Origin of the sequence: Burkholderia sp. 4M9327F10 (assembly GCF_005503145.1) — a bacterium.
In the GTDB taxonomy this organism is placed as follows: domain Bacteria; phylum Pseudomonadota; class Gammaproteobacteria; order Burkholderiales; family Burkholderiaceae; genus Paraburkholderia.
The window spans coordinates 102,264-124,480 of the sequence record NZ_SCNV01000007.1; the positions used below are offsets into that span (position 1 = coordinate 102,264).

20 protein-coding genes are annotated in these 22,217 nt (G+C 64.1%); 13 read left to right on the forward strand and 7 right to left on the reverse strand.

Annotated elements, in window-relative coordinates:
- Positions 1-104 precede the first annotated feature (104 nt).
- The 5 genes from msbA to FFS45_RS09890 all read left to right on the forward strand — a co-directional run bounded on the left by msbA (position 105) and on the right by FFS45_RS09890 (position 7,266).
- A complete protein-coding gene (gene msbA, locus FFS45_RS09870; RefSeq protein WP_137954453.1) occupies positions 105-1,904 on the forward strand; it encodes a lipid A export permease/ATP-binding protein MsbA in 1,800 nt (599 codons plus the stop codon).
- A 165-nt stretch (positions 1,905-2,069) separates the two neighbouring features.
- A complete protein-coding gene (locus FFS45_RS09875) occupies positions 2,070-3,143 on the forward strand; it encodes a glycosyltransferase family 4 protein (protein WP_137954454.1) in 1,074 nt (357 codons plus the stop codon).
- A 356-nt stretch (positions 3,144-3,499) separates the two neighbouring features.
- Positions 3,500-4,630, forward strand: coding sequence for a glycosyltransferase family 9 protein (locus FFS45_RS09880; protein WP_137954455.1), 1,131 nt, complete (start codon positions 3,500-3,502; stop codon positions 4,628-4,630).
- Entirely contained in the window at positions 4,627-5,916 is a 1,290-nt protein-coding gene (locus tag FFS45_RS09885; protein ID WP_137954456.1) for an O-antigen ligase family protein, read from the forward strand. The genes FFS45_RS09880 and FFS45_RS09885 overlap by 4 nt, the downstream gene beginning before the upstream one ends.
- A 66-nt stretch (positions 5,917-5,982) precedes the next feature.
- Positions 5,983-7,266: a glycosyltransferase gene (locus FFS45_RS09890; protein ID WP_137954457.1), complete on the forward strand. Its 1,284-nt coding sequence runs from the start codon at positions 5,983-5,985 to the stop codon at positions 7,264-7,266.
- Positions 7,267-7,318: 52 nt separating this feature from the next.
- Here the strand turns inward: FFS45_RS09890 and FFS45_RS09895 are convergent, their stop codons facing one another.
- Positions 7,319-7,624: a hypothetical protein gene (locus tag FFS45_RS09895; protein WP_137954458.1), complete on the reverse strand. Its 306-nt coding sequence runs from the start codon at positions 7,622-7,624 to the stop codon at positions 7,319-7,321.
- Between the two features lie 100 nt (positions 7,625-7,724).
- Complete coding sequence (locus FFS45_RS09900; RefSeq protein WP_137954459.1) at positions 7,725-7,910, reverse strand: hypothetical protein; 186 nt, start codon at positions 7,908-7,910, stop codon at positions 7,725-7,727.
- 410 nt (positions 7,911-8,320) lie between these two features.
- On the opposite strand from FFS45_RS09900, the gene FFS45_RS09905 reads away from it, so the two are divergent.
- The 4 genes from FFS45_RS09905 to FFS45_RS09920 all read left to right on the forward strand — a co-directional run bounded on the left by FFS45_RS09905 (position 8,321) and on the right by FFS45_RS09920 (position 12,263).
- Positions 8,321-9,244 carry a recombination-associated protein RdgC gene (locus FFS45_RS09905; protein ID WP_137954460.1) on the forward strand — a complete coding sequence of 308 codons (924 nt, stop codon included), beginning with the start codon at positions 8,321-8,323 and terminating at the stop codon, positions 9,242-9,244.
- Between the two features lie 611 nt (positions 9,245-9,855).
- Complete coding sequence (locus tag FFS45_RS09910; protein WP_137954461.1) at positions 9,856-10,983, forward strand: OpgC domain-containing protein; 1,128 nt, start codon at positions 9,856-9,858, stop codon at positions 10,981-10,983.
- Positions 10,984-11,149: 166 nt separating this feature from the next.
- Complete coding sequence (locus FFS45_RS09915) at positions 11,150-11,902, forward strand: alpha/beta hydrolase (RefSeq protein ID WP_137954462.1); 753 nt, start codon at positions 11,150-11,152, stop codon at positions 11,900-11,902.
- Positions 11,903-12,038: 136 nt separating this feature from the next.
- A complete protein-coding gene (locus FFS45_RS09920; protein ID WP_137954463.1) occupies positions 12,039-12,263 on the forward strand; it encodes a hypothetical protein in 225 nt (74 codons plus the stop codon).
- Positions 12,264-12,305: 42 nt separating this feature from the next.
- Here the strand turns inward: FFS45_RS09920 and FFS45_RS09925 are convergent, their stop codons facing one another.
- On the reverse strand, positions 12,306-12,527 hold the full coding sequence (locus FFS45_RS09925; protein WP_137954464.1) for a hypothetical protein: 222 nt from the start codon (positions 12,525-12,527) through the stop codon (positions 12,306-12,308).
- Here FFS45_RS09925 and FFS45_RS09930 point away from each other — a divergent pair.
- Complete coding sequence (locus FFS45_RS09930; protein WP_137954465.1) at positions 12,526-12,927, forward strand: type II TA system antitoxin MqsA family protein; 402 nt, start codon at positions 12,526-12,528, stop codon at positions 12,925-12,927. The genes FFS45_RS09925 and FFS45_RS09930 overlap by 2 nt on opposite strands.
- A gap of 274 nt (positions 12,928-13,201) precedes the next feature.
- Positions 13,202-14,239, forward strand: coding sequence for a tryptophan--tRNA ligase (trpS, locus tag FFS45_RS09935; RefSeq protein ID WP_137954466.1), 1,038 nt, complete (start codon positions 13,202-13,204; stop codon positions 14,237-14,239).
- 150 nt (positions 14,240-14,389) lie between these two features.
- Here trpS and FFS45_RS09940 read toward each other — a convergent pair whose 3' ends face one another.
- The 4 genes from FFS45_RS09940 to FFS45_RS09955 all read right to left on the reverse strand — a co-directional run bounded on the left by FFS45_RS09940 (position 14,390) and on the right by FFS45_RS09955 (position 18,799).
- Positions 14,390-14,857 carry a VOC family protein gene (locus FFS45_RS09940; RefSeq protein ID WP_137954467.1) on the reverse strand — a complete coding sequence of 156 codons (468 nt, stop codon included), beginning with the start codon at positions 14,855-14,857 and terminating at the stop codon, positions 14,390-14,392.
- Positions 14,858-15,069: 212 nt separating this feature from the next.
- Entirely contained in the window at positions 15,070-16,506 is a 1,437-nt protein-coding gene (locus FFS45_RS09945; protein ID WP_137954468.1) for an MFS transporter, read from the reverse strand.
- Between the two features lie 134 nt (positions 16,507-16,640).
- The gene (locus tag FFS45_RS09950) at positions 16,641-17,792 is read right to left on the reverse strand and encodes a CaiB/BaiF CoA-transferase family protein (protein WP_137954469.1); all 1,152 of its coding nucleotides are present in this window, start codon (positions 17,790-17,792) and stop codon (positions 16,641-16,643) included.
- A gap of 59 nt (positions 17,793-17,851) precedes the next feature.
- The gene (locus FFS45_RS09955; RefSeq protein ID WP_137954470.1) at positions 17,852-18,799 is read right to left on the reverse strand and encodes a hydroxymethylglutaryl-CoA lyase; all 948 of its coding nucleotides are present in this window, start codon (positions 18,797-18,799) and stop codon (positions 17,852-17,854) included.
- Between the two features lie 194 nt (positions 18,800-18,993).
- Between FFS45_RS09955 and FFS45_RS09960 the strand changes: the two genes are divergently transcribed.
- Together FFS45_RS09960 and FFS45_RS09965 are read left to right on the forward strand one after the other, a co-directional pair.
- Complete coding sequence (locus tag FFS45_RS09960; protein WP_137954471.1) at positions 18,994-19,911, forward strand: LysR family transcriptional regulator; 918 nt, start codon at positions 18,994-18,996, stop codon at positions 19,909-19,911.
- A 154-nt stretch (positions 19,912-20,065) separates the two neighbouring features.
- Entirely contained in the window at positions 20,066-21,865 is a 1,800-nt protein-coding gene (locus tag FFS45_RS09965; RefSeq protein WP_137954472.1) for an EAL domain-containing protein, read from the forward strand.
- The last annotated feature ends 352 nt before the right edge of the window (positions 21,866-22,217 follow it).

Below are 22,217 nucleotides of genomic sequence, written 5' to 3' on the forward strand. Positions count from 1 at the left end.
CCGCCACAACCGCTCGGTCGCCGCGATCGCCAAGCGTTTACAATGCAGTATTTTGTGCGTCTGCTCACTGGGCGGACGCCGAGTTCGCCTTTCTAGAGGATTCCTTGAGCGCGAAGCCCACGTTAAGCAAAGTTATCGGTGGTGGACAAGGCGATGCCTCGTCGCCCTTCGCCTTGCTACGCCGACTCTGGCCGTATATCAAACCGGTCCTGTGGACCCTGCTTGGTGCGATTGCCTCGATGGGCGTGAGCGCCGGCACCGACGCACTGATTCCCGTGCTGCTCAAGCCCCTGCTCGACAAGGGCTTCGGTGCGCATGCCGCCAGCGGCCTCGCGTGGATTGTGCCGCTCGGTGTGATCGGGCTCGCGGTGGTGCGGGGTGTCTCCCAATACGCGTCGGGCTACCTGATCGCGTACGTCTCGAATACGATCCTGCTGCGTTTGCGCCTGGAGATGTTCGACCGGCTGGTCCATACCAGCGTCGGCTTTTTCCAGCGTGAGACGGCCAGCACCGTCATCAACGCAATTGTCTTTGAGGTCAACCAGATTCTCAACGTGCTGCTGGGCGTGATGGTCACGCTGGTGCGCGATTCGCTGACGGTCCTGTTCCTGCTTGGCTATCTGTTCTATCTCGACTGGAAGTTGACGCTGATTGTCGCGGTGATGCTGCCGCTGATCGGTTGGGTGATCGGCAAGATCAACCGCAAGCTGCGCCGGCTCAATCGCGAAAACCAGATGCTTACCAATGAGCTGTCCTACATCGTCGAGGAGACGGTGGGCGGCTACAAGGTGGTCAAGGTACACAACGGCGAGCAGTACGAAATTGACCGCTTTGCCGAAATGAGCCGGCGCCTGCGCGGCTACTCGTTGCGCATGACGACGTCCGGCGGACTTGCCCAGCCGTTGACCCAGTTTCTGGCGTCGGTCGCGGTTGCGGTCGTGGTGACGATTGCGGTCGTGCAATCGGCGCATGGCAGCACCACGGTTGGCGGTTTCGTTTCGTTCATTACGTCGATGCTGCTGATCGTCTCGCCGCTCAAGCACCTGATGGACGTCAACCAGCCGCTGCAACGCGGCATGACCGCTGCCGAGCTGATCTTCGGCCTGATCGACGAACCGGCCGAGCCGCAGGGCGGCGGCAAGCCGCTCGAGCACGCTTCCGGCGAAGTCGAGTTCCGCGATGTCTCGTTCAACTACGGTTCGACAAGCACGCACGACCGGCAAACCCTTGACCGCGTATCGTTCAAGGTTGCGCCCGGCGAAATGGTGGCGCTCGCCGGCCCGTCGGGCAGCGGCAAGACCACGCTCGTCAATCTGCTGCCGCGTTTCTTCGATCCGACCGGCGGCGAGATCCTGGTCGACGGCGTGGCCTTGCCCGAATACGGCATTCATGCGCTGCGCAGCCAGATCGCGATGGTGAGCCAGGACGTCGTGCTGTTCAACGATACGATTGCGCACAATGTCGCCTACGGCCAAACCGCGGATCCCGGCAAGGTCAAGGCTGCACTGCAGGCGGCGAACCTGTGGGACACGGTGCAATCCATGCCGAAGGGCACCGAGACGCTGGTCGGCGACAACGGCCTGATGCTTTCCGGTGGTCAACGCCAGCGTCTGGCGATCGCACGCGCCATCTACAAGGACGCGCCGATCCTGATTCTCGACGAGGCCACTTCGGCGCTCGATTCCGAATCGGAGCGCCACGTGCAGGCCGCGCTGGAAACCCTCATGAAGGGGCGCACCACGCTCGTTATCGCGCACCGGCTCTCGACCATCGAGCGCGCGGACCGGATTCTGGTGCTGGAAGCGGGGCGGATCGTCGAACGCGGCAGTCATCGCGAACTGCTCGAGCAGGACGGCCTGTACGCGCATCTGCATCGCATCCAGTTCCAGCAAAACGCGGCTTGACCTGTTGGCTGAGGCCAAACTGAAAGTCAATCGCATCCTGCGTGTGCTCTAATCCAGACCGTAGCTTTAGCCTTAGCCGTGCCGGTTCGTAGTAGCCGCACGGCTGTCCGCCCTTTGCCTATGAAGTGATGAAGTGAAGCATCATCGCCCGTACTCGACTGAACAATGAGAATCGGACTCTCAAGTAATGCGCTGAAACATAGCGGCGGCCTGGAGCGCTACGCGATGGATCTGGTGCGCGGCTTCGCTGCCGCGAGCATTGATCTGGTTTTCTTCGCGCGCCGTTTCGACATGTCGGTGCCGGAAAGCCGTATGGTCGAGCCGCATTGCATCAACGTTTCATTCCTGCCTGGCAAGCTGCGCGATCTCTGGTTTTCCTGGCGGCTGCGCCATGCGCGTCGCGCGGCGAAGGTCGATGTACTGATCGGCTGCAACCGGGTCGACTCGTCCGAGATTGCCATCTGCGGCGGCACCCACCGTGGCTTCCTGCGTGCTACCGGGCGGCCGCGCAAGCGCTCGGACGGCTGGCAGATCGCGCTGGAGCGCCGCCAGTACGAGACGTCGAAGGTGATCGTCGCGCACTCGCAGTTGATGCATGACGAACTGCGCGAACTCTACGGAATCGATGACGCGAAGATAGAGGTGTTGTATCCGCCAGTCGACGGCACGCGCTTTGCGCCGGTCGACGCCACGCGGCGCGCCGAACTGCGCCGCAAGTTCGGTTTCGCGGATGACGAGATCGTGCTGCTATTTCCATCGAGTAGCCACGAGCGCAAAGGCTTGCCGCTGATTGAAGCCGCGCTGCGCGATACCACGCTGCCTGTGGTGCTCGCGGTGGCGGGGCGGCCGCCCGCGCGCAGCTCGGAGCGGGTGCGCTACATCGGTTATGTGAAGGAGATCGAGGACGGCTACCGCGCGGCCGATTTCACGATCCTCGCATCGAAGTACGAGCCGTTCGGGTTGGTCGGCGTCGAGTCGGTGATGTGCGGCACGCCGGTGATCTTTCCGTCGAGCATCGGCTGTTGCGACGCGATTGCGGCGCACGCCAAGTTCGTGTTTGCGCCGGATGACGAGGCCAGCCTGCGTGCAGCGCTCGCTCGTGCCGTCCAGCAGCGGCTTGCCGGCGCAGCGCCGACCCAGGCGGAAGTGGCGCGCGGCGCAGTGTTGTACGACGCGAGCGTAGCCGGCCATGTCGACGCGTTGCTCGCGTTGGCGAGGCGCATGCACGGCGGAAATTGACCGATGCCGGGCCCGCGCCGACCGCCCGGACGCCCCCCGCGCCTGCCCGCGCAGGCCCGTCCGTGCGGCTTTCCGGCCTGCCTTGCATGTTATAATTTTTCGTCATATCGCCGCTGGTCTGACCAAAGGCCGACCTGTTTATCTTTTCACTTCGCCTGCGGTGCCGCCGCAGCCAGATGGAGTGGGCAGGGTGCCCGCAGTCACCGCGCCGGCCGTGCCGTGTGCGGCATAATCGTGCGCTGGAGCGCAAGTTATCGACAAGAATGCCGCTGGAGACTCTGCATGGGCAACGCGACCTCGAGCCGGCTGCCGGCAAGTAGCCGGATCACGGACGGAACCAACGTGCCGATGACCCAATGAGCCGACTGTCCGGGCGTATCCGCATCTTCGCGCGGGCCATTCCGCGCCTCATGCTCAAGCCGTTGCGCCGCCCACCGGCGTCTGTACAACGCATTCTCCTCGCGCATCATCTGTTGCTGGGCGACACGTTGCTGCTTACGCCGTTGCTGGCCAAGCTGCGGGCGCAATATCCGCTGGCGCAGATCGTTCTTGCGTGTCCGAAGGCGATCATGCCGCTGTATGCCGGCCGGCCCTTCGGCGTCACCGCTTTGCCGTTCGACCCGCGCGACCTCGGTTCCGTCAGGGGCGTGCTGGATTCTGGTCCGTACGATCTCGGTCTGGTGCTCGGCGACAACCGGCATAGCTGGCTCGCGCTCGGCGCGGGCTGCCGCTGGATCGTCGCGCATGCGGGTGACGTGCCGGCGTGGAAGAACTGGCCGGTCAACCGCAGGGTGCCGTATCCCGCTGCACCGGCGGCATGGGCGGACCTGGCCACCGAGCTGATCGAAGGCGCGCCGCCGTGCGCTTACCGACCGGCCGATTGGCCGGCGCCTGCACACGCGGCGCTGCCGGATGCCCATCTGCTTACCCAACCTTACGTCGTGCTGCATCCTGGCGCGAGCACCGAAGTCAAGCGCTGGCCCGATGCGCGCTGGCGCGAGCTTGCGCAGCGTGTCGAGGCGCTCGGCTATATTCCGGTGTGGAGCGGCGGCCCGGGCGAGGCGGACCTGATCCGCACCATCGACCCGGACCCGCATCACCCCAATCTGGCCGGGCGGGTCGGACTCGGCGAGTTGTGGCACCTGTTCGCCGGCGCCAGGGCGGTGGTCTGCCCGGACACGGGTGTCGCGCATCTTGGGCGACTGATCGGGGTGCCGACGGTGGCGCTGTTCGGCCCCGGCAATGCACAGATTCATGGCGCGGGCCGCTATTGGAGTGAAGTACCGTTCGCGCCGGTGACGATCGCTGACATGCCGTGCCGCGATCAACCGTTTATTTTCAGGCGCGAGGTGGCATGGGTTCGGCGCTGTGACCGCAACTCCACCAGTTGCGTTGCCTGGAAGGGCGACCACGCCGATTGCATGGGACGCATCTCGGTCGAGTCGGTGTTCAACGCATTGCAAAACGTTCTGGTGGAAGTGCAATGACCAACACGTTCACCCGCGTCGAGCGTGTCCTGTGGATTGCCTGTCCGGTTATCCTGTTTGCGGTGATGTTCGGGCACATGACGGCTGTCGTGTTCAACGCGCTCGCGCTGCTGGCGCTCGGCACACTGGCCGCGGCCTGTTCGCCGCAGCGTCCGGCGTTCCTCCGCTGGCCGCTGCTTGTGCCGATCGCCTGCTGGGCGCTCTGGAGTCTCGCCGCAGTGGCATGGTCGGCCTATCCCGCGGTCAGCATTCACGCCTGGTGCGACGAGGTGCTCTATCCGCTGGTGTCGTTCTGGGGCTTCTGGCTGCTCGGTACGCGCACGCAGCGGCTCGCCCCGTTCGTGCTGGTAAGCTGGCTGGCCTGCGTACTGCTGGCCCTGATCAGCGCGCTCTATTGGGGGCATCTGCAGCCGCCTACCGCCAACACGTTTCCACTCCATTTCTATAACCGGGTCGGCCATACCAGCACGATGGTGGTGTTCACCATGGCGTTGTTCGCCGGCGTGCTGTTGCGTCCCGGCTGGCGCGTATTCGGCCTGAGCGGCCTCGTGCTGTGCCTGTTCATCGGCCTTGCGACGCTCAACCGGTTTTTCTGGCCGGCCGCCGCGGCGACGCTGCTGGTCGCGCTATTTCCCTGGTACCGCCGCCACGTGCTGCTCGCGTTGCTGGCATTTGCCGTTGTGGGCGCGGCGGGTGTCGGCACGCTGGAGTACAGCGCGCGGCTGCGGCTGGGCGCCGCCGTGTCCGCGGCGCCGTCGCGCGATGTCGCGATCGAGGGCCATCAGGTGGTTGTTCCGCAGGCATTTTCCAGTATCGGCGACACGGTGTCGTCTGACACGCGGCCGAAACTGTGGGCGTTTTACACTATGGAGGCGAAGCGGCACACGTGGATCGGTGTCGGCTTCGGCAAGCCGCTGCCTGGCATGGTCTACCAGCAGGAGATGCCGCAAAGCCTGCTGGCCATCGAGCCCCAGGCGCTGACCCACGCCCACAATCTGTTCCTCAATACCTGGCTGCAGACCGGTGTCATCGGCGTCGCGCTGGAAACCGCCTTGCTGCTGGCTCTGGTGCGCGGTTTCTGGCGCGTGCGGCGCAATGACCCATGGCTGTGCGCGGCAGGCATCGCGCTGGTTGCGGGTATGATCGCAAAAAATACCACCGACGATTTCATGTGGCAGACCACCATGCTCGCTTTCTGGTCGTTTGCGGGTCTTTTGCTGGGCGCCGCCCAGCAAAAGACCGACCCGGCCGGAACAATGCGGCGCTCGTCCCACGGGCCTCGCTGAAGTGCGCGCCCGCAATCTCCGTTCTCACCGTCACCTGTTGAAGCCAAGTCTGGACGCATTGATAGTATGAAATACGATGGCCGGCATGACCGCACCGAACTGCACGATCCGCCGCGGCGCATCCTGTTTCACATCAACGATTTCGGCAAGGGCGGCACGGAAACGGCGCTGCTCGCGTGGTTGAAGACACTCGACCGGCGTCTTTTTGCGCCTAGCGTGTGCGTCACCTATCCGACTGACGAATTACTGTTCTGGCGCGCCCATTCGATTCCCGACGACGTACCCGTGCACGTGCTGGCGTCGTCGAAGTGGATGAACTCGCTGCACGAGACGCGCCGCCAGGGCAAGCTGGGCGGCTCGCTCAAGCTGCTGCACAAGGTGCTCACCTTCGGCCTGATCCGGCCCCTCGCCGGGATGCGTTTTCGGCAGATCATGCGCGATCAGGATATTGTCTGCGACTTCGATTTTTCGCTGCGCCACCTGGCCGGCGCCGGTAAGGTGCCGTGGTTCGGCGTGAGTCACTTCAGTCTTGCCACGCGCCTTCGCGACAAGAGCGCGCGCTATCTGGCACGCCGCACCAGGCAATACTCCCGCTATGCCGCCATTGCGGTGCTGACGCCCGACATGTTGCGCGAGGGGCAGCAGCTATTTCCGCCCGGCCGCGTGAATCTGGTGGAGCTGCCCAACGTCATCGACGTGGAGTCGCTGCGCCTGCAGGCTCGCAAGGAGATTGAGCGTCCGGCGGAAACTTTTATCGTCTCGGTGGCGCGCCTCGATGAAGGGCAAAAGGACCATAAGACCTTGCTGCGCGCGTTCGCCCAGTTTCGCGCGCGAGGGTTGAGTTCGCCCGACCTCGTGCTGATCGGCGAGGGGCCCGACCAGGCCGCGCTCGAGCAACTGGCCGTCGAACTCGGGATTCGCAAGTCGGTTCACTTTCTCGGCTTCTGCTCGAACCCGTTCCCGTACATTCGTCAGGCCGAAATGCTGGTGCTGAGCAGCCGTTACGAGGGCTTCGGAATGGTGCTGGGTGAGGCGATGGCGCTCGGCACGCCGGTGATTTCCACGGATTGCCCGACCGGTCCGCGCGATCTGCTCGAAGGCGGCAAGGCCGGCATGCTGGTGCCGATCGGCGATGTGGACGAAATGGCGCGCGCGATCGAGCGTCTGTGTACGGACACCTTGCTGCGCCGAAGCCTGGTTCAGAGCGCGCAGGAAAAGGTGGCGACGTTTGCGCCGGACAGCGCGAATCAGCGCATGCTTCTGCTTGCGCAGCAGATTTCCGGGCGCGATGGTCCTGCGGGTGTGGCGTGGAGCGGGCGAGATTCGGCCATGACCGGGCGCCTGCCTTAGGTCATGGCCTTTGCGGCGGCGTATAGGTGTATGGGCCTATACGCCTATACGCCTATACGCCGCCCGTCACCAGCGAAAGCACCGAGAGGTCCGGATGCGTGCCGTCGACGATACTGCGTCCGGCATGCACTGCTTCGTAACGCGCGTCCTCGAAACTGGCAAACCATTCCTCGCCGTCCGCATGGAACGGCACCGCGTGCCCCGGAATCGCCGGATCGGCACCCGGGTGGCAAACGTAGCCGAGGTAGGTGAAGCGGCTCTTGCCGGGCGGCGCGTCGGGCTCCTGAGGGCGCGGCGACACGTGGATTTCGAAACCTTCGTATTCGACTGTTTGCCAGGCATGGGTTTCATCGGACATGGTTGCCTCCGTTCGAGCCGTGCGCGCAACCTGCGTGACGCAGCGGGCAAGCCGCCGCAGGGGCGTCGCTGTCACCGGGGTGTTCGGGCCGGCGTGCGCCTCAGTGCCGATGCCGCATCCGGTCCCACAGCCGGTGGCCGTCGAGCCGTTCCAGCGAGCGCGTCCGGTGATGCTCGCGCCGGTAGTGCGCACTGAGGATCATGATCCCGGTGACGAGCACGACCAATCCCACCACGATGCTGACCATCGATTCCGCCATCGCAGCCTCCATCGATTTCCACTCCATGCCAAAAGTCTAGGTGATTTAGGCAGAAAGCGGAGGGGCAATCGGCGCCGCTGAGCGTGAGGCGGATAGCGGAGCAAAATCTGGGGCAACATGGAAACCCCTTGAAGATAGCGGCCGTGCTTGAATCTGGAGGCATTCCCGGTGTGGACCCCGGCGCTCGATGGTGTGTCTCGGCGGATTTGAGAATGGCGAGTGTGCGTATCGGCATAGTCAAGGGGAATCAGCGGCGTAGGTGGTCCGGTTCGCCCTCTAAAACATAGGCATGCTAATGAATTGGGCGATGGTGACCCGCATTAAGGTGACGGCATGCCACACCGCTCCACCGATACAGTGCAATTTGTTCTCGCATGCAATGCGATCCCTCGCGGCGCCGAGTGTCGTATAGAATGGTGCGCTTTGCCCGTACGCCCATGTGGTTCAAAAACCTTCAGCTTCATCGTCTCCCCGTTCCGTGGTCCGTTACTCCCGAGCAGATGGAAAAGTGGCTCGCGCCGCACGCGTTCCAGCCGGGCAGCAGCGTCGAGATGCAGACCCAGGGGTGGGCATCGCCGCGCGATAACGACTCGCTCGTGTACTCGATCAACCGCCAGATGCTGCTGGTATTTCGCGCCGAAAAGAAGCTGCTGCCCGCTTCGGTCGTCAATCAGGTGACCAAGGCGCGTGCGCTCGAACTCGAAGAGCAGCAAGGCTTCAAGGTAGGCCGCAAGCAGATGCGCGAACTGAAGGAGCAGGTCACCGACGAACTGCTGCCACGCGCGTTCAGCATTCGCCGCGACACCCGCGTGTGGATCGACACCGCGCATGGCTGGCTCGTGATCGACGCGTCGTCGCAAGCCGTCGCCGATGAGGTGCTCGGGCTGCTGGTCAAATCGGTCGATCAGTTGCCGCTTGCCAGTGTGCGCGTCGCGCAATCGCCGGTTGCGGCGATGACCGGGTGGCTGCTGTCCGGCGATGCGCCTGCCGGCTTCACGCTCGACCAGGACACCGAACTGCGCTCCCCCGCGCAGGGCAACGCAACGGTGCGATATGTGGGACATGACCTCGACGTCGAGGACATGCGCCGTCACATCGAAGCCGGCAAGCAGTGCATGCGTCTGGCGATGACATGGAACGACCGGGTGTCGTTTGTCCTGACCCCGTCGCTGACCATCAAGCGTGTGACGGCGCTCGACGTTATCAAGGAAGCGAGCGATCCCACCGCGCAAAACGACGACGAGCAATTCGACTCGGACATGACGCTGATGACGGGCGAGCTGGCGCGCATGTTTGCGGACATCGTCGATGTACTTGGAGGCGAGCAGGGCGATGCGCTGCTGCATGCCGCGGCCGCCTGAAACACGAGTTGCATCGGTTTAAAATCCAGCGCGCGTTGTAAGCTGAAAGCGCTGCGCAAGCCGGTAGAAAGTCGCTGGATTTTTGCCGATTTGTTTTATGCCCAGGCGCCAACACCGGCGCCACGGGACACCTCGCTGCAGCAGCGGAAAATCTCCGCTGTTGCATGCCACTTCGCGGGCTTTCCCTTCCCCGCCGGCCCACCTTCACCGGGCCTGCGCGATTGCAGAAATGACAGGCTGCTGCCAGCCTCCCGTCATCACCTCGCGCGCATCATTTCCTGACTCTTGCTGCTTTGTCCTGCTACGTGAAGTCACGTCTTGTCCGGGCGCACGCCGAATCAAGCCGCATTGATCAACCCGCATACCGGTGCGATGAAATAAATCGATGCAATCTTGCGGGGAACCGCCGGGAGAGGCCTGGGTCGGACACGGATAAAGCGCGCCTGTTGCGACGTAACGCGTTGAAAAATCGCGGCGAGGGCGCGTAATTGAATTGCAGTCCCACGTGACATACGGTCTAGGGGCACGAGGTTTGCGCAGTCCGGTTATCCACCCGTGCGGCCCGGCAATCTTTGCTGATTCCGGCCGTGCAGCATACGGAGTTACCGTTAATGAATTCGCCCGTCCGGCGATCGCTCGAAATCGACTTCCTGCGCGGAGTCGTGTTGATCGTCATTGCTCTCGATCACATTCAGGGCAGCGTGCTGTCCCGTTTCATGCTGCACAACTATGCCTATTGCGACGCGGCTGAAGTCTTTGTGTTTCTCGGCGGCTACGCCTCGGCAGCGGCCTACACGAACGTCGCGACGTATCGCAGCGAACATGCCGCCAGGCGGCGCTTCCTGCTGCGAGCATGGGAAATCTACCGCGCCTATCTGTTCACCGCTGCGCTGATGCTGCTGGCGGGCGCGTCGCTGATGCTGTGGCACGTCAACTCGCTGGTGCTGGGCGAGACCGGGTGGGCCGATTTTCTGCATCGCCCGGTGAGCGCCTTGCTGGGCATTGTCACCTTGCGGCATCAACCGTTCCTGTCCGCCGTACTGCCGATGTACACCTTGTTCGCGCTGTGTGTGCCGCTCTCGGTGCCGCTTGCCAACCGGCGGCCGGCTGTCGCGCTAGGCGTGAGCCTCGTGGTGTGGCTGGTCTCCGCATGGCTGGTGCGCGCGCTGCCGAGTGCCGATCCCGGAGGTTGGGCATTCAATCCCTTCGCGTGGCAACTGATGTTCATGCTCGGCATCCTGTGCCGCCTGCATCCGGTGTCGCATGCGTTCCAGATATCGAAGACCGGCCGCTGGCTGACTTGCGCGGCGCTCGCGGTGGCGCTGACCTTCGCGTTCATCAAGCTGTGCCTCGAAACCCAGGCGACGCCCGGGTACATGAAGCAGAACCTCGCGGCGGTGCGCGTCGTCAGCTTCCTCGCAATTGCATGGCTGGTGGCCCAGGCTGTCCGCATGCAAGTGCTGCGCCGGATTGCCGAGCGCTTGCCGGCGGTGGTTACGGTGGGCAAGCAGGGGCTGGTGTGCTTCGTCGGCGGCACGGTGGTGTCGATCGGCGTCGACACGGCAGTGCGGCTCGCGCGAGGGCCGGCCTGGTTGAACGGGCTGGCCGGCGATCTGGTGGCCATTGGCGCCCTGTTGCTGCTCGCGGTGGCGGCCGGCAAGTGGAAGGCGCTGCGTGCGCGTCCTGCGCCGATGCACGGCGCGGCGGTCGCTGTGCAGGTGGGGCGGCGCGACGGCTGAGGCAGCGGCCCGGTTGACGTGGCTCGGGGCGCTTTGTGGACGCTCTGGCCGCGGTCCAAATCTATCGCTAGTCCGGCCTGCCGCGGCGTTGCGATGGCTCGGATCGCACTTTGCATGCTTCATCGCTATCATTGCGCGTACCCCACTAGGAGGCAGAGCGCATTCCATGCGAAAAGCATTGCGAGTATTGCTGATTCACGGCCTGATCGGTTCGCTCGATCCGGCCATCCTTACCGAAACGTTGGGCGAGGCGACGGTCATTGCTCCCGACATGCCCGGCTACGGCGCCTATGCCGACGTCGCGCCTGAGTCGATCAGCCTGCCCGGCCAGGTCGAGTTTCTTCATGACCTGATCCAGTCGCACGCCGAAGCGGGCGAACGCTGGCATGTGATCGGTCATTCGGTGGGCGGCGCGATTGCCGCGCTGTTTGCGGCCCGCTATCCGGAACGGGTCGAGTCGGTGGTGAGCATCGAAGGCAATTTCACGCTCGACGACGCCTTCTGGTCGCAGAAGCTGGCGCGCATGTCGCTCGACGAAGCGCGCGCGATCCTCGCAGCCGATCGCGCCGATCCGGGCAAGTGGCTAGAGGGCGCGGGTATCGCCCCAAGCGAAGCGCTGCTGGCGCAGGCCCGGGCGCATCTGGACTTCCAGCCGGCCAGCACCTTGCAGCGCGTGGCCGCATCGGTGGTGGAGATCACCGGCCGCGCCAGCTATCTGGAGATGATCGATGGCTGGATCGATACGATCCCGCTGCATCTGCTAAGCGGCGAGCGTTCGGCTGCCGGCTGGCATGTCCCACCGTGGGTCCGGCAACGCGCAGCGTCTTATACGGAGTTGCCCGGTTGCGGGCATCTGATGATGATGGAGAAGCCGCGCCGCTTTGCAGAAGCGATTCAGCGTTTGCTCGAACCGGCTTAGAGGCACAGGGCGCCGCTTGTTCTGGGTGCCGCGCCTCGTCGCCCTATACATTTCCTTTGCATTTCACGCCGCGCTATTTAGACGTCCGATATGCCGGCGCTGCCAGAATGAATGTCTCAATCAATGAGGCACGATCATGGCAAGGATGAATCCCGGTCAGCGTATCGCGCCGGCATCCGAGGATTTGCCGGCCCCGGCATGCTGCGAGGTGTTGGCGGCGCGGCGCGCTCGCCGCATGCGTTTGCTCCTGCTGACAGTCGCGGCCAGTGTGCTGGCGGTCGCCGCGATTTCTGCCGGCCTGCCGGCGACGGGGCTGGCCGTTTATCTGGCGGTTACGCTGCCGTTTGCGTTTTTCTCGTAGTTCTTCTCCGTTTCCGAGGCCCTGTGCGTCGCCATTGGGCCTTCATTGAGTCCCGCTTGCTGCGTTGAAGATATCTCCGTCCAGGAGGACGTTGATATCGCTCGTCAGGGGTAATTTCGGGATGCACTTTTCAATCAAAAGTTTGCTATGGTTTCCCTCGTTAATCGTGGCACGGAAGGTCCGTTCAACCATGTAGGCGTTGGCAGGTGCCGCCGCGCCAGGATTTGACTTCGACGGGATACTCAGCGAAGGAGTTATGAGCATGATGTGTCCGTCTTGCGCGGTTGCTCAACTGGTACGTGACACGCGGGACGTGCCCTATGTGTACAAAGGTGAGCCGACTATCATCCCTGCCGTAACAGGCGACTTTTGCCCGGCTTGTGGTGAGGCTGTGCTGGGCGTGTCCGAGTCGGTTCGCACGAGTGCCGCGATGCTCGAGTTCAACAAGCAGGTTAACGCGTCTATCGTCGATTCTGCCTTTATTGCCAGTGTTCGTAAGAAACTCGCATTGGATCAGCGAGAAGCCGCCGAGATTTTCGGCGGTGGCATCAATGCGTTCTCGCGTTACGAAAATGGCAAGACGAAACCTCCCTTGGCATTGGTGAAACTGCTGAAGGTGCTGGATCGTCATCCGGAACTGTTGGCCGAGGTGAGGGCGGCGTAGCCGCACGTCCATTGACTGATTCAGATTCTTCTCTGTCGCTACGTTATTCGCATTAACGACGTTGTAATCGCCCCCTCGTTGGCAACCCCCGCCCGGATATGGCATCCTTACGCCATGTACCCGATGAACCTCTCCCTGCTTCACGCCTGGTGGCGCTCCTGAAGGAGCGGCATCGTCACGTCTTTACTACGACCATGACCGCCGCAGTCCGGCTGACATGGTGTTATATCCCCGGTTAGCCTGTCCTGCGGCGGCGTTTCAAGAGAGCCCGTTTATGCAAGACAACAGCACCTCCCCGCGCCGTACCGTACTCACCGGCGACCGTCCAACCGGCGCGCTCCACCTCGGCCACTACGTCGGTTCGCTGAAGACGCGCCTCGCGCTGCAGGAGACGCACCAGCAATTCGTGCTGGTCGCGGACACCCAGGCGATGACCGACAACGCGCACGACCCCGACAAGGTGCGACGCAATGTGCTGGAGGTCGCGCTCGACTATCTGGCAGTCGGCATCGACCCGCAAAAGACCATTATCGCGGTGCAATCGGCGCTGCCGGCGCTGGCCGAGCTGACCTTGCTGTATATGAACTTCGTGACCGTCGCGCGCCTCGAGCGCAATCCGACGATCAAGGACGAGATTCAGGCTCGTGGGTTCGGCCGCGATATCCCGGCTGGCTTTCTCTGCTATCCGGTCGCCCAGGCCGCCGACATCACCGGCTTCAAGGCTCACGTCGTACCGGTCGGAGAGGACCAGGCGCCGCTGATCGAGCAGACCAACGAAATCGTGCGCCGTATCAACCGGCAAGTCGGCAAGGACGTGCTGCCCGAAGCAGAAGCGCTGATTCCGACCATGGGCCGCCTGCCCGGTGTCGACGGCAAGGCCAAGATGAGCAAGTCGCAAGGCAACTCGATTCCGCTCTCGTCCTCCGCCGACGCGATCCGCGATTCAGTCAAGAGCATGTACACCGATCCAAACCATCTGCGTGCGTCCGACCCCGGCACGGTGGAGGGCAACATGGTCTTCACCTACCTGGATGCCTTCGACGAAGACCGCGCCACCGTCGAGCGTCTGAAGGCGGAGTACCGCGCGGGCGGCCTCGGCGACATGGTGGTCAAGCGCCGCCTCGAAGAGCAGTTGCAGGCGCTGATCGCACCGATCCGCGAGCGGCGCGAACAGCTCGCGCGCGAGCCGGGCTATGTGTTCGACGTGCTGCGCGAAGGTACGCAGCGCGCCAAAGCCGTCACTCAGGCCACGCTTGACGAAGTGCGCGCGGCGCTCGGGACGTTTTCGTTCGATGCGGTAACTCCGCGGTAGCCCTGTAGTGACCCCGCGGTAGCCCCGAAGTGACCCCGCAGTAATCCATCAGACCTTTGGCTCAGTCGTTTGCACGAAGAGGTCACTTCGACGCGGGGCAATCTGCGGGCACATCCTTAGTGTCCGCAGATTGCCGCATAACCACGGCCATCACTTCTGCATCGCGCGAACGGCTTCCTGCATCTCCTCCATCGACGCATCGCGTTGATGCGTCGCCACGGACCAGCGGTGTCCGAACGGATCTTCGAGCTGGGCGAAGCGGTCGCCCCAGAACATGTCGGCGGCGGGCATGGTGACGCGGGCGCCTGCCTTGACCGCCTGTTCGACCACAGTATCGACATTGGTCACGTACAGGTGAATCGAGACCGGCGAGCCTTTCAGCGAACGCGGTCCGAGCATCCCGCAGTCGGCCATTTCGTCGACCAGCATAAGCATCGAATCGCCGATTTTCACGCAAGCGTGCATCAATTTGCCTTGCGGCCCGGGCAGGCGGAACTGTTCGACGGCGCCGAAGGCCTCGGCGTAGAACCGGATCGCTTCGGCGGCGCCGGCGCAAACCAGATGCGGGGTCAGCGAGTGCATTCCTTCCGGAATCGGTTTTACAGCAGTTGCAGACATGGTGTCGCTCCTCGAGTGGGCGGGGGATGAACCGGGAGGCCCGGCCGTTTTCGGCAGGGCTTCATCACCATGACGAGCGAACGGGCTCGAAATCGACACAATCCGAAAAAATTTCTTCGCTGACGCCAAAAGGGCAGGTGAGGGCGAGGATTAAACGCAAGAGTCAGCGCAAGAGCCAGCGCAAAAGCCGTGCCGGTTGCCCCGGCCCACCGTCAATGCGAAATTTCTTCCAGCCGCAAGCCATTGGTTCGCGGCCCGAACACGCCAACCGCCAGCGCCACGACCAGCATGCACGCGGTCACGCCGAAGAACACGCCCGTCACGCCGAAGTCGCGCAGCAGGAACGCAATGGTAAAACCCGACATCATCGCGCCCACGCGGCTCGCCGAATAAACAAAACCATTGGCGCGGCAGCGTACGCCGGTTGGGAACAGCTCGGCCTGATAGGCGTGATAGCAAACCGAGATGGTCTGGCCCGCGAGACTGATGAGCACGCCGAGCACGATCAGGGCGAGCGCGCTCCTCATCTGCGCAAACAAGAGCCCAAACACGATCACCGCAAGCGCCGCGCCGACGATCAGCCATTTACGCTGCACCTTGTCGGCGTACAGAATGGCGGCGAGCGGCCCGACCGGCAATGCGATGGCAATCACAAACGAATAAAGCAGACTCTTCGTGACTGTGATGCCCTGGCCGATCAGCAAGGTCGGCACCCAGTTGGCGAAGCCGTAATAGCCGATGGCCTGGCAGAAGTTGAAGACGATCAGCAAGATCAGGCGCGAGCGGTAGGGCGGTTGCCACAGTTGAGCAAAAGTCGCGGTGGCCGGCCGCGGTTGCTCGATGACCGGCAGCGGCGTGGGTAGGGTGGTTCCGGATTGCCGCGCGACTGCCGCCTCGATCGTCTGCACAACCTCGTCGCCTTCGCGCACGCGGCCTTGCAGTGCGAGCCAGCGTGGACTTTCCGGCACGGCCCGGCGAATCAGCCAGACGATCACCGCCCCCGCCGAGCCGGCCAGCACCACCCAGCGCCAGCCGTCGATTCCGAATAGCGTAGTGGGCACCAGCCACCAGGACAGAATCGCCGCCACCGGCGCCGCACTGAACATCACTGCCTGGTTGAAGGCCATGGCGCGCCCGCGCATCTGCTGCGGGACGAGTTCGGTGATATAGCTGTCTATCGTGACGATCTCGATGCCTACACCTATGCCGGTGATAAAGCGCCACAGCACCAGTCCCTCGGCCGAGTGCTGGCAAGCCATGATGGCCGAGCCGAGCGAGTACCACAGCAGCGAAAACGTGAACACCGCGCGCCGCCCGTAGCGGTCGGGCAACCAGCCCAGTCCGAAGGTGCCGACGAAGAGTCCCGCGAAGGTGGCGGCGATAAATCCGGCTACACCGTCGAAGCCGAAGAAGCTCGCCGTGGTCGCTTTCAACAGGCCGCTTTTGACCATGCCGGGGGCGATATAGCCGGTGAAGATAAGGTCGTAAATCTCGAAGAAGCCGCCGAGTGAAATCAGCAATACCAGCGTCCACAGATAACGCGTGACCGGCAACCGGTCCACGCGGGCGGACAGCGCGGCCGCGGAAGTATCTGGGGCGAGCGGCCTCGCGGTGGCCGGGTGCGGACGCGCCGCGACGATTGGCTGCATGTTGTCTCCTGTCCTGCGCAAGATACGTGCGATCTCATGCTGGAGGGTTGCTGGTTGAAGCCGCCGGCATGGGTATTTGTTAGGATACCTGACGGTATGGCTGAATCTACGGGCGGCGACAAGCCGCTGCCCGGTCAGGAAGCCGCGCGTCCCTTTAGCCGGCCGAGAATCTCCTCGGTATGCTCGCCGATCCTGGCGAGCGCCTGGCGCACGCCAGGGCGGCGGCCGCCCATCAGCAGCGGCAGCAGGACGACATCGGTGCTGCCGCCGTCTTCGGTCTCCATCGGCACGAGACCGCCGCTCGCTCTCAGATGCGGATCGTCGAGCAACTGATCGGGCCGCATGATGGGTGCGTACGGTATGCCGTTTTCCTCCAGCTTCGGCGAGAGTTCGTCCGCACGGTGGTCCTTCAGGATTGCGCCGAGCCGTGCCAGCAGTTCCGGCCGCGCGGCGACACGCAGCGCATTGTTGGCGAACTGCGGCTCGGCAGCGAGCTCGGGGCACTGCAGCACGTCGCACAGCGTGACGAACTGCTTGTCGCTGACCGCGCCGATAAAGAGCTGTTCGCCGCCAGCCAGCGTGAACACGTCGTAGACGCTCCATGCCGAGACGCGCGAGGGCATGGGCGGCGGCGCCTCGTGGGTCATCGAATACTGCTGCATATGCTGGGCGCTGAGGAACACGCAGTTTTCGAACAGCGCGCTTTGCACCTCCTGGCCGCGGCCCGTGGTGTCGCGCTCGCGCAGCGCAGCCAGCACGCCGATGGCGCCGAACATCCCGCCCATGATGTCGTTGACCGAAGTGCCGGCCCGCAACGGGCGGCCCGCCGGGCCGGTCATATACGAAAGGCCGCCCATCATCTGCACGACTTCGTCGAGCGCGAGGCGTTTCTCGTATGGGCCGGGCAGAAAGCCTTTGTGCGACACATAGATCAGGCGCGGATAACGCTTCGCCAGTGTCTCGTAGTCGAGCCCCAACTGGCTCATCAGGCCGGGGCGGAAGTTTTCCAGCATCACGTCGTACTGGCCGATCAGCTCGAGCGCGGCAGCGTGGCCATCGGCGGTCGTGATGTCGAGCACCACGCTTTTCTTGTTGCGGTTGAACGAGCGGAAGAAGCCAATGCCGAGACCGGGCAGCTTGCGCGTCTTGTCGCCGCCGGGCGGCTCGATCTTGATGACTTCGGCGCCCAGATCGGCAAGGATCATGCCGCAGGTAGGGCCCATCACCATATGGGTGAATTCGACGACACGCACGCCATCGAGCGGAAGGTTGTTGGGAGTGCTCATGGAAGCCTCAGGCGGAAATCGTGGACGGATCCGTTTGCAAATGGATGCAGGCGTTGGCGTCAGGCAGATGCACACGCATCGGCGTGAGCCGCGAAGGTCTTCGGCAGCCCCGCTCGCCACAAGGTGCCGTGCAGCGTCTCGTCAGGCAGCCACTGCGCGAGCCTCACGCGCAGCGCCAGCAGGCGGGGCAGGTCGATGCCGGTGGCAATGCCCATGTCGGCCAGCATGAAGGCGAGGTCTTCGCTGGCGGCATTGCCGCTCGCCCCCGGTGCGTGCGGGCAGCCGCCCAGGCCGCCGAGGGTCGCGTCGAAGCGGGCCACGCCGGTCTCCAGCGCGGCATAGACATTGGCGAGCGCGAGGCCGCGGGTGTCGTGGAAATGGCCGCACCAGAGCCGTTCACCCGCCAGCTTGCGGGCCGCTTCGAACAGGCTGCGCACGGCGGCCGGGCCGCCATAGCCGACCGTATCGGCGAGGCTGACGCGATCCGCGCCGGCGTCGAGCAGCGCCTGCATGCAGCGCAGGACCTCGGCGGGTGCGACGGCGCCCTGCAGCGTGCAGCCGAAGGCGGTGCCGATGCCGCCTTCGATCAGCGTCTTCGAGCCGGCGGCGTCGCGCGCGGCACGGATGCGTGCGACTTCGGCGATCACTTCGTCGGGCGTCTTGCGCAGGTTGGCGAGACTGTGCGCGCGACTTGCCGAGAGCGGCACGAGCAGCAGATCCGCGCGGCTTTCGAGGGCTCGCTCGGCACCCTTGAGATTGGGCACCAGCACCGAGACGAACAACCCCGGCAGGGTTCTGGCAAACGCAACCAGCTCGGCTGTGTCGGCCAGTTGCGGCAGCAGCCGGGCCGGCACGAACGAGCCGACCTCGATCTCGCGCTGACCGGCCGCATAGGCCGCGCCGATCCATTCGATCTTGCGCTCGGTCGCGACAATGGTCTGGATGCTCTGCAGGCCGTCGCGCAAGCCGACTTCGCGGACGACGACGTTCGAGGGAAATGCGGGCATGAGGGTGTCTCCTGTCGGCCGGAGCGCGTGCTTTGGCGCGCTGCTCCAGTCCCGTGCAAGTGTTTGCTGGTGCCTCGCCAGTCTGTTTCAGCTGGCTTTGTGCTAAGTTGAGGCATTCCAGAATTTCTATAAAGAGGTATTTTGGAACCGCCAGGTTTCCCATTGGGAAACTCACAAAACATGTGGGAGACCCCATGCGCGACATCGACCTGAAAACGCTGCGCCTGCTGGTGGCGGTGTGCGAGCACCGCAACATGGCGCGCGCCGCACAGGAAGAACACATCGAGCCGTCGGCGGTCAGCAAGCGCATTGCCCAACTGGAGAGCGAGCTCGGCGTGCCGCTCCTGACCCGTTCGCGGCGCGGCGTGCAGCCCACGCCGGCGGGCCTCGTGCTGCTCGAGCATGCGCGCAGCGTGCTGTTCACCATGGAGCGGATCGCCACCGACGTGGCCGCGTTCAGCGCCGGGCTGGCGGGGCGCGTGAGCCTGTACGCGTCGGCCTCGGCCATCGCGGAGGCGCTGCTGGACGATGTGGCCGCCTTCATGCGTGAGCCCGCCAACCAGAACATCAAGGTGGATATCGAGGAACGGATTTCGGCCGATCTGGTGCGGCAGTTGCGCGAAGGCGCGGCGTCGGTGGGGGTGTGCTGGGACAACGTCGATCTCGAGGGCCTGCAGGCGCGCCCGTATCGTCAGGACCGGCTGGCGCTGGCGGTTCATCCGGGGCATCCGCTGGCGGGACGTGCGAGCGTGTCGTTCGAGCAGACGCTCGACTACGATCACGTCGGCCTGCCGCCATCCACCGCCGTGCATACGATGCTGCAACGCGCGGCGGCCCGGGTGGGGCGCACGGTTTCGTACCGGGTGATCGTGTCGAATTTCGATGCGGCGTTCCGGGTGGTCGCGGCCAACCTCGGCATCAGCGTGGTGCCCGTTGAGGTGGGCGACGCATATCGCCCGACGCTCGGCATCCGGTTGATTCCGCTTGACGATGCGTGGGCGCGGCGCCGCTTCATTGTGTGCTACCGGGACTTCGACGCGTTGCAGCCGGCCGCGCAGCGCATGGTCGACCACCTTGCCGAGCGCGCCACCCGCGCGCAGCCCGCGACATGACGGCGTAAATGCGGATGGCTGCAAAGAAGCCGTTATGATGAAATTTGCGCTGGCCGCCGCTCATTGCTGCGCGGTTCAGCCGGGGTTGCGCGAGGGAAGCATTCCGGTTGCAGGTGTCGTCATTCGAACATTACTGAGAGAGCGGGATAGCGTCATGCCAGATCGCAACGCCGAAACGCTGCTGCACGATAGCGCGCTTGCCGCTGCGCCATATGGCGCCTTTATCTGTGAGACGGACGGCCGGTTCCGCTACGTCAACGCCGCCTATGAGCAGCTGACCGGATACCGGGCCGAGGAACTGATCGGCCGCCGCGGTTTCGAATCGCTGCACGATCCGGCCGAACTCGCGAGGCGCCGCGCGGAACTGCCCGGCATCGGAAGCTGGGGTGTGGGCACGCCGGGTTCGGTCTCGCTCGGCTCGGTCATGGCCCCCACCCGCTACGAAAGCGAATGGACCTACGTGCGGCGCAATAACAACCGCATTCAGGTCATGCTGGCACTTTCGCCGCTCACGGCCGGCAATGCGGCGGCCGCGCAAATCCCTCATCGTGCAGGCGAGCCCGTCGCTTTCAGTGACGGCGTTGAGCGCAATCCAGCCGGCTATGTGGGTATCGCGGTCGAGATGACGCGCTATGCCCAGTCCGAAGCGCGGCTCTGGTATGTCTCGCACCACGATGGCGTCACGCGCCTGCCGAACCAGACGCTTTTTGCAGAGCGGCTCGACCTCACGCTGGCGCGTTGCCGGCGTGACGGCGCGGGGTTCACCGTACTGCTGGTCGAACTGAACACCTTGCGCAAGCTGCGCGATGCGCTGGGCTCTTACGCCGCCGAACTGGCATTGCAGATTGTCGGTGAGCGCCTGCGCGGCCTGATCGCCTACGAAGGCACGATCGCCTCGGTCAGCGGCACGCAATTCGCGTTGCTGGTGAACGAGACAGGCGCTGCGGCGGATGCCCTCGCGGCTGCAGCGCTTGCCCGCGTCGCCGAGCCGATCGACTGCTCGGGCACCGCCATTGCCATCACCGCCAGCCTTGGCAGTGCCGCGTATCCCGAGGACGGCGCCGACGTGCCGACGCTGATGCGGCGGGCTCACGTCGCGCTGTCGGCGGCGAGCGGCGCGGGCGGCAATGTCGTGCGGCGTTTCTCGGCGGCGCTGGAGGGTCAGGCCGCGCGCCGCTTCGAACTCGAGACGATGCTGCGCGAGGCGCTCGACCGTCAGCAACTGCATCTGGTTTATCAGCCGCAAATCACGCTCGCGACCGGGCGCATCGCGCAGGTCGAAACCTTGCTGCGCTGGCGGCACCCGGAGCGCGGCCTGATCAGTCCGGTGGAGTTTGTGCCGGTGGCGGAGGAGGTGGGCCTGATCGAGCGGATCGGCGAGTGGGTGATTCGCACCGCCTGCCGCGATGCCGGCAAACTGCTGCGGCTCAACGGCAGCTTGCCGCGTGTGGCGGTGAATGTGTCGCCGCAGCAGTTCCAGCGGCAGAGCCTGCTGTCGACGATCGAAAGCGCGTTGCAGGACGCCGGGCTCGATCCGTCCTACCTCGAAGTGGAGATCACCGAGGGCGTGCTGCTCGGCGACACCGAGCAGGCGCTGCAGACATTGCATGCGCTGCGCAGGCTGGGCGTCGAGGTGGCGGTGGACGATTTCGGCACGGGCTATTCGAGCCTCGCGTATCTGACGCGCTTTCCGCTGAACCGGCTGAAGATCGACCGGTCGTTCGTGATCCGAATGACAAGCGATCCACAATGTGCCGCGCTGGTCGGCGCGATCATCGCCATGGCGCACGCCTTGAAGCTGCGCGTCACGGCGGAGGGCGTGGAGACCGAGGAGCAGGCCGAGCGCTTGCGCGAACTGGGTTGCGACGAAGTCCAGGGGTTCTGGTTCGCGCGTCCGTTGAATCTGGCGGCGTTGCGTAACCTGCTGGCGCCGCTGGGGCACGAGCAGGCCTGACGCGCTGCGCGCCTGTCTGTTTCTTGCAACCTTTCACCCGTAGGTCCTGGAATTTTCTCCGATTGACCCCCGCGCTTGCGCCAGAGTGGCGCGTAATCTATATTACGATGCGCTTTGTCGTAAAATTACGATTCGTATACGTCTGAGCACGCCCCGGCGGCGTGTGTTAGCGAAGATTACCGGTCGAACTGGTTGGATGTTGCCGGTTTAAGGGTGGATTTGGGCAAATACTCGCGTTAGTGAGTAGGTTGTCGATGCTTCAGACATCGCGGATGCCGCTTCGGATATTTTTCGTGCTATGGTATGAAAGTTTTTCGAGCGTGCCCGGGCATCGCAACTATGACCGTAGGAA

Excerpts from the sequence above, each read along its gene's own strand:
- FFS45_RS09875 (WP_137954454.1), top strand. The coding sequence starts at position 2,070 with ATGAGAATCGGACTCTCAAGTAATGCGCTGAAACATAGCGGCGGCCTG.
- FFS45_RS09880 (WP_137954455.1), top strand. The coding sequence starts at position 3,500 with ATGAGCCGACTGTCCGGGCGTATCCGCATCTTCGCGCGGGCCATTCCG.
- FFS45_RS09885 (WP_137954456.1), top strand. The coding sequence starts at position 4,627 with ATGACCAACACGTTCACCCGCGTCGAGCGTGTCCTGTGGATTGCCTGT.
- FFS45_RS09890 (WP_137954457.1), top strand. The coding sequence starts at position 5,983 with ATGAAATACGATGGCCGGCATGACCGCACCGAACTGCACGATCCGCCG.
- FFS45_RS09895 (WP_137954458.1), bottom strand. The coding sequence starts at position 7,624 with ATGTCCGATGAAACCCATGCCTGGCAAACAGTCGAATACGAAGGTTTC.
- FFS45_RS09900 (WP_137954459.1), bottom strand. The coding sequence starts at position 7,910 with ATGGAGTGGAAATCGATGGAGGCTGCGATGGCGGAATCGATGGTCAGC.
- FFS45_RS09905 (WP_137954460.1), top strand. The coding sequence starts at position 8,321 with ATGTGGTTCAAAAACCTTCAGCTTCATCGTCTCCCCGTTCCGTGGTCC.
- FFS45_RS09910 (WP_137954461.1), top strand. The coding sequence starts at position 9,856 with ATGAATTCGCCCGTCCGGCGATCGCTCGAAATCGACTTCCTGCGCGGA.
- FFS45_RS09915 (WP_137954462.1), top strand. The coding sequence starts at position 11,150 with ATGCGAAAAGCATTGCGAGTATTGCTGATTCACGGCCTGATCGGTTCG.
- FFS45_RS09920 (WP_137954463.1), top strand. The coding sequence starts at position 12,039 with ATGGCAAGGATGAATCCCGGTCAGCGTATCGCGCCGGCATCCGAGGAT.
- FFS45_RS09930 (WP_137954465.1), top strand. The coding sequence starts at position 12,526 with ATGATGTGTCCGTCTTGCGCGGTTGCTCAACTGGTACGTGACACGCGG.
- FFS45_RS09925 (WP_137954464.1), bottom strand. The coding sequence starts at position 12,527 with ATGCTCATAACTCCTTCGCTGAGTATCCCGTCGAAGTCAAATCCTGGC.
- trpS (WP_137954466.1), top strand. The coding sequence starts at position 13,202 with ATGCAAGACAACAGCACCTCCCCGCGCCGTACCGTACTCACCGGCGAC.
- FFS45_RS09940 (WP_137954467.1), bottom strand. The coding sequence starts at position 14,857 with ATGTCTGCAACTGCTGTAAAACCGATTCCGGAAGGAATGCACTCGCTG.
- FFS45_RS09945 (WP_137954468.1), bottom strand. The coding sequence starts at position 16,506 with ATGCAGCCAATCGTCGCGGCGCGTCCGCACCCGGCCACCGCGAGGCCG.
- FFS45_RS09950 (WP_137954469.1), bottom strand. The coding sequence starts at position 17,792 with ATGAGCACTCCCAACAACCTTCCGCTCGATGGCGTGCGTGTCGTCGAA.
- FFS45_RS09955 (WP_137954470.1), bottom strand. The coding sequence starts at position 18,799 with ATGCCCGCATTTCCCTCGAACGTCGTCGTCCGCGAAGTCGGCTTGCGC.
- FFS45_RS09960 (WP_137954471.1), top strand. The coding sequence starts at position 18,994 with ATGCGCGACATCGACCTGAAAACGCTGCGCCTGCTGGTGGCGGTGTGC.
- FFS45_RS09965 (WP_137954472.1), top strand. The coding sequence starts at position 20,066 with ATGCCAGATCGCAACGCCGAAACGCTGCTGCACGATAGCGCGCTTGCC.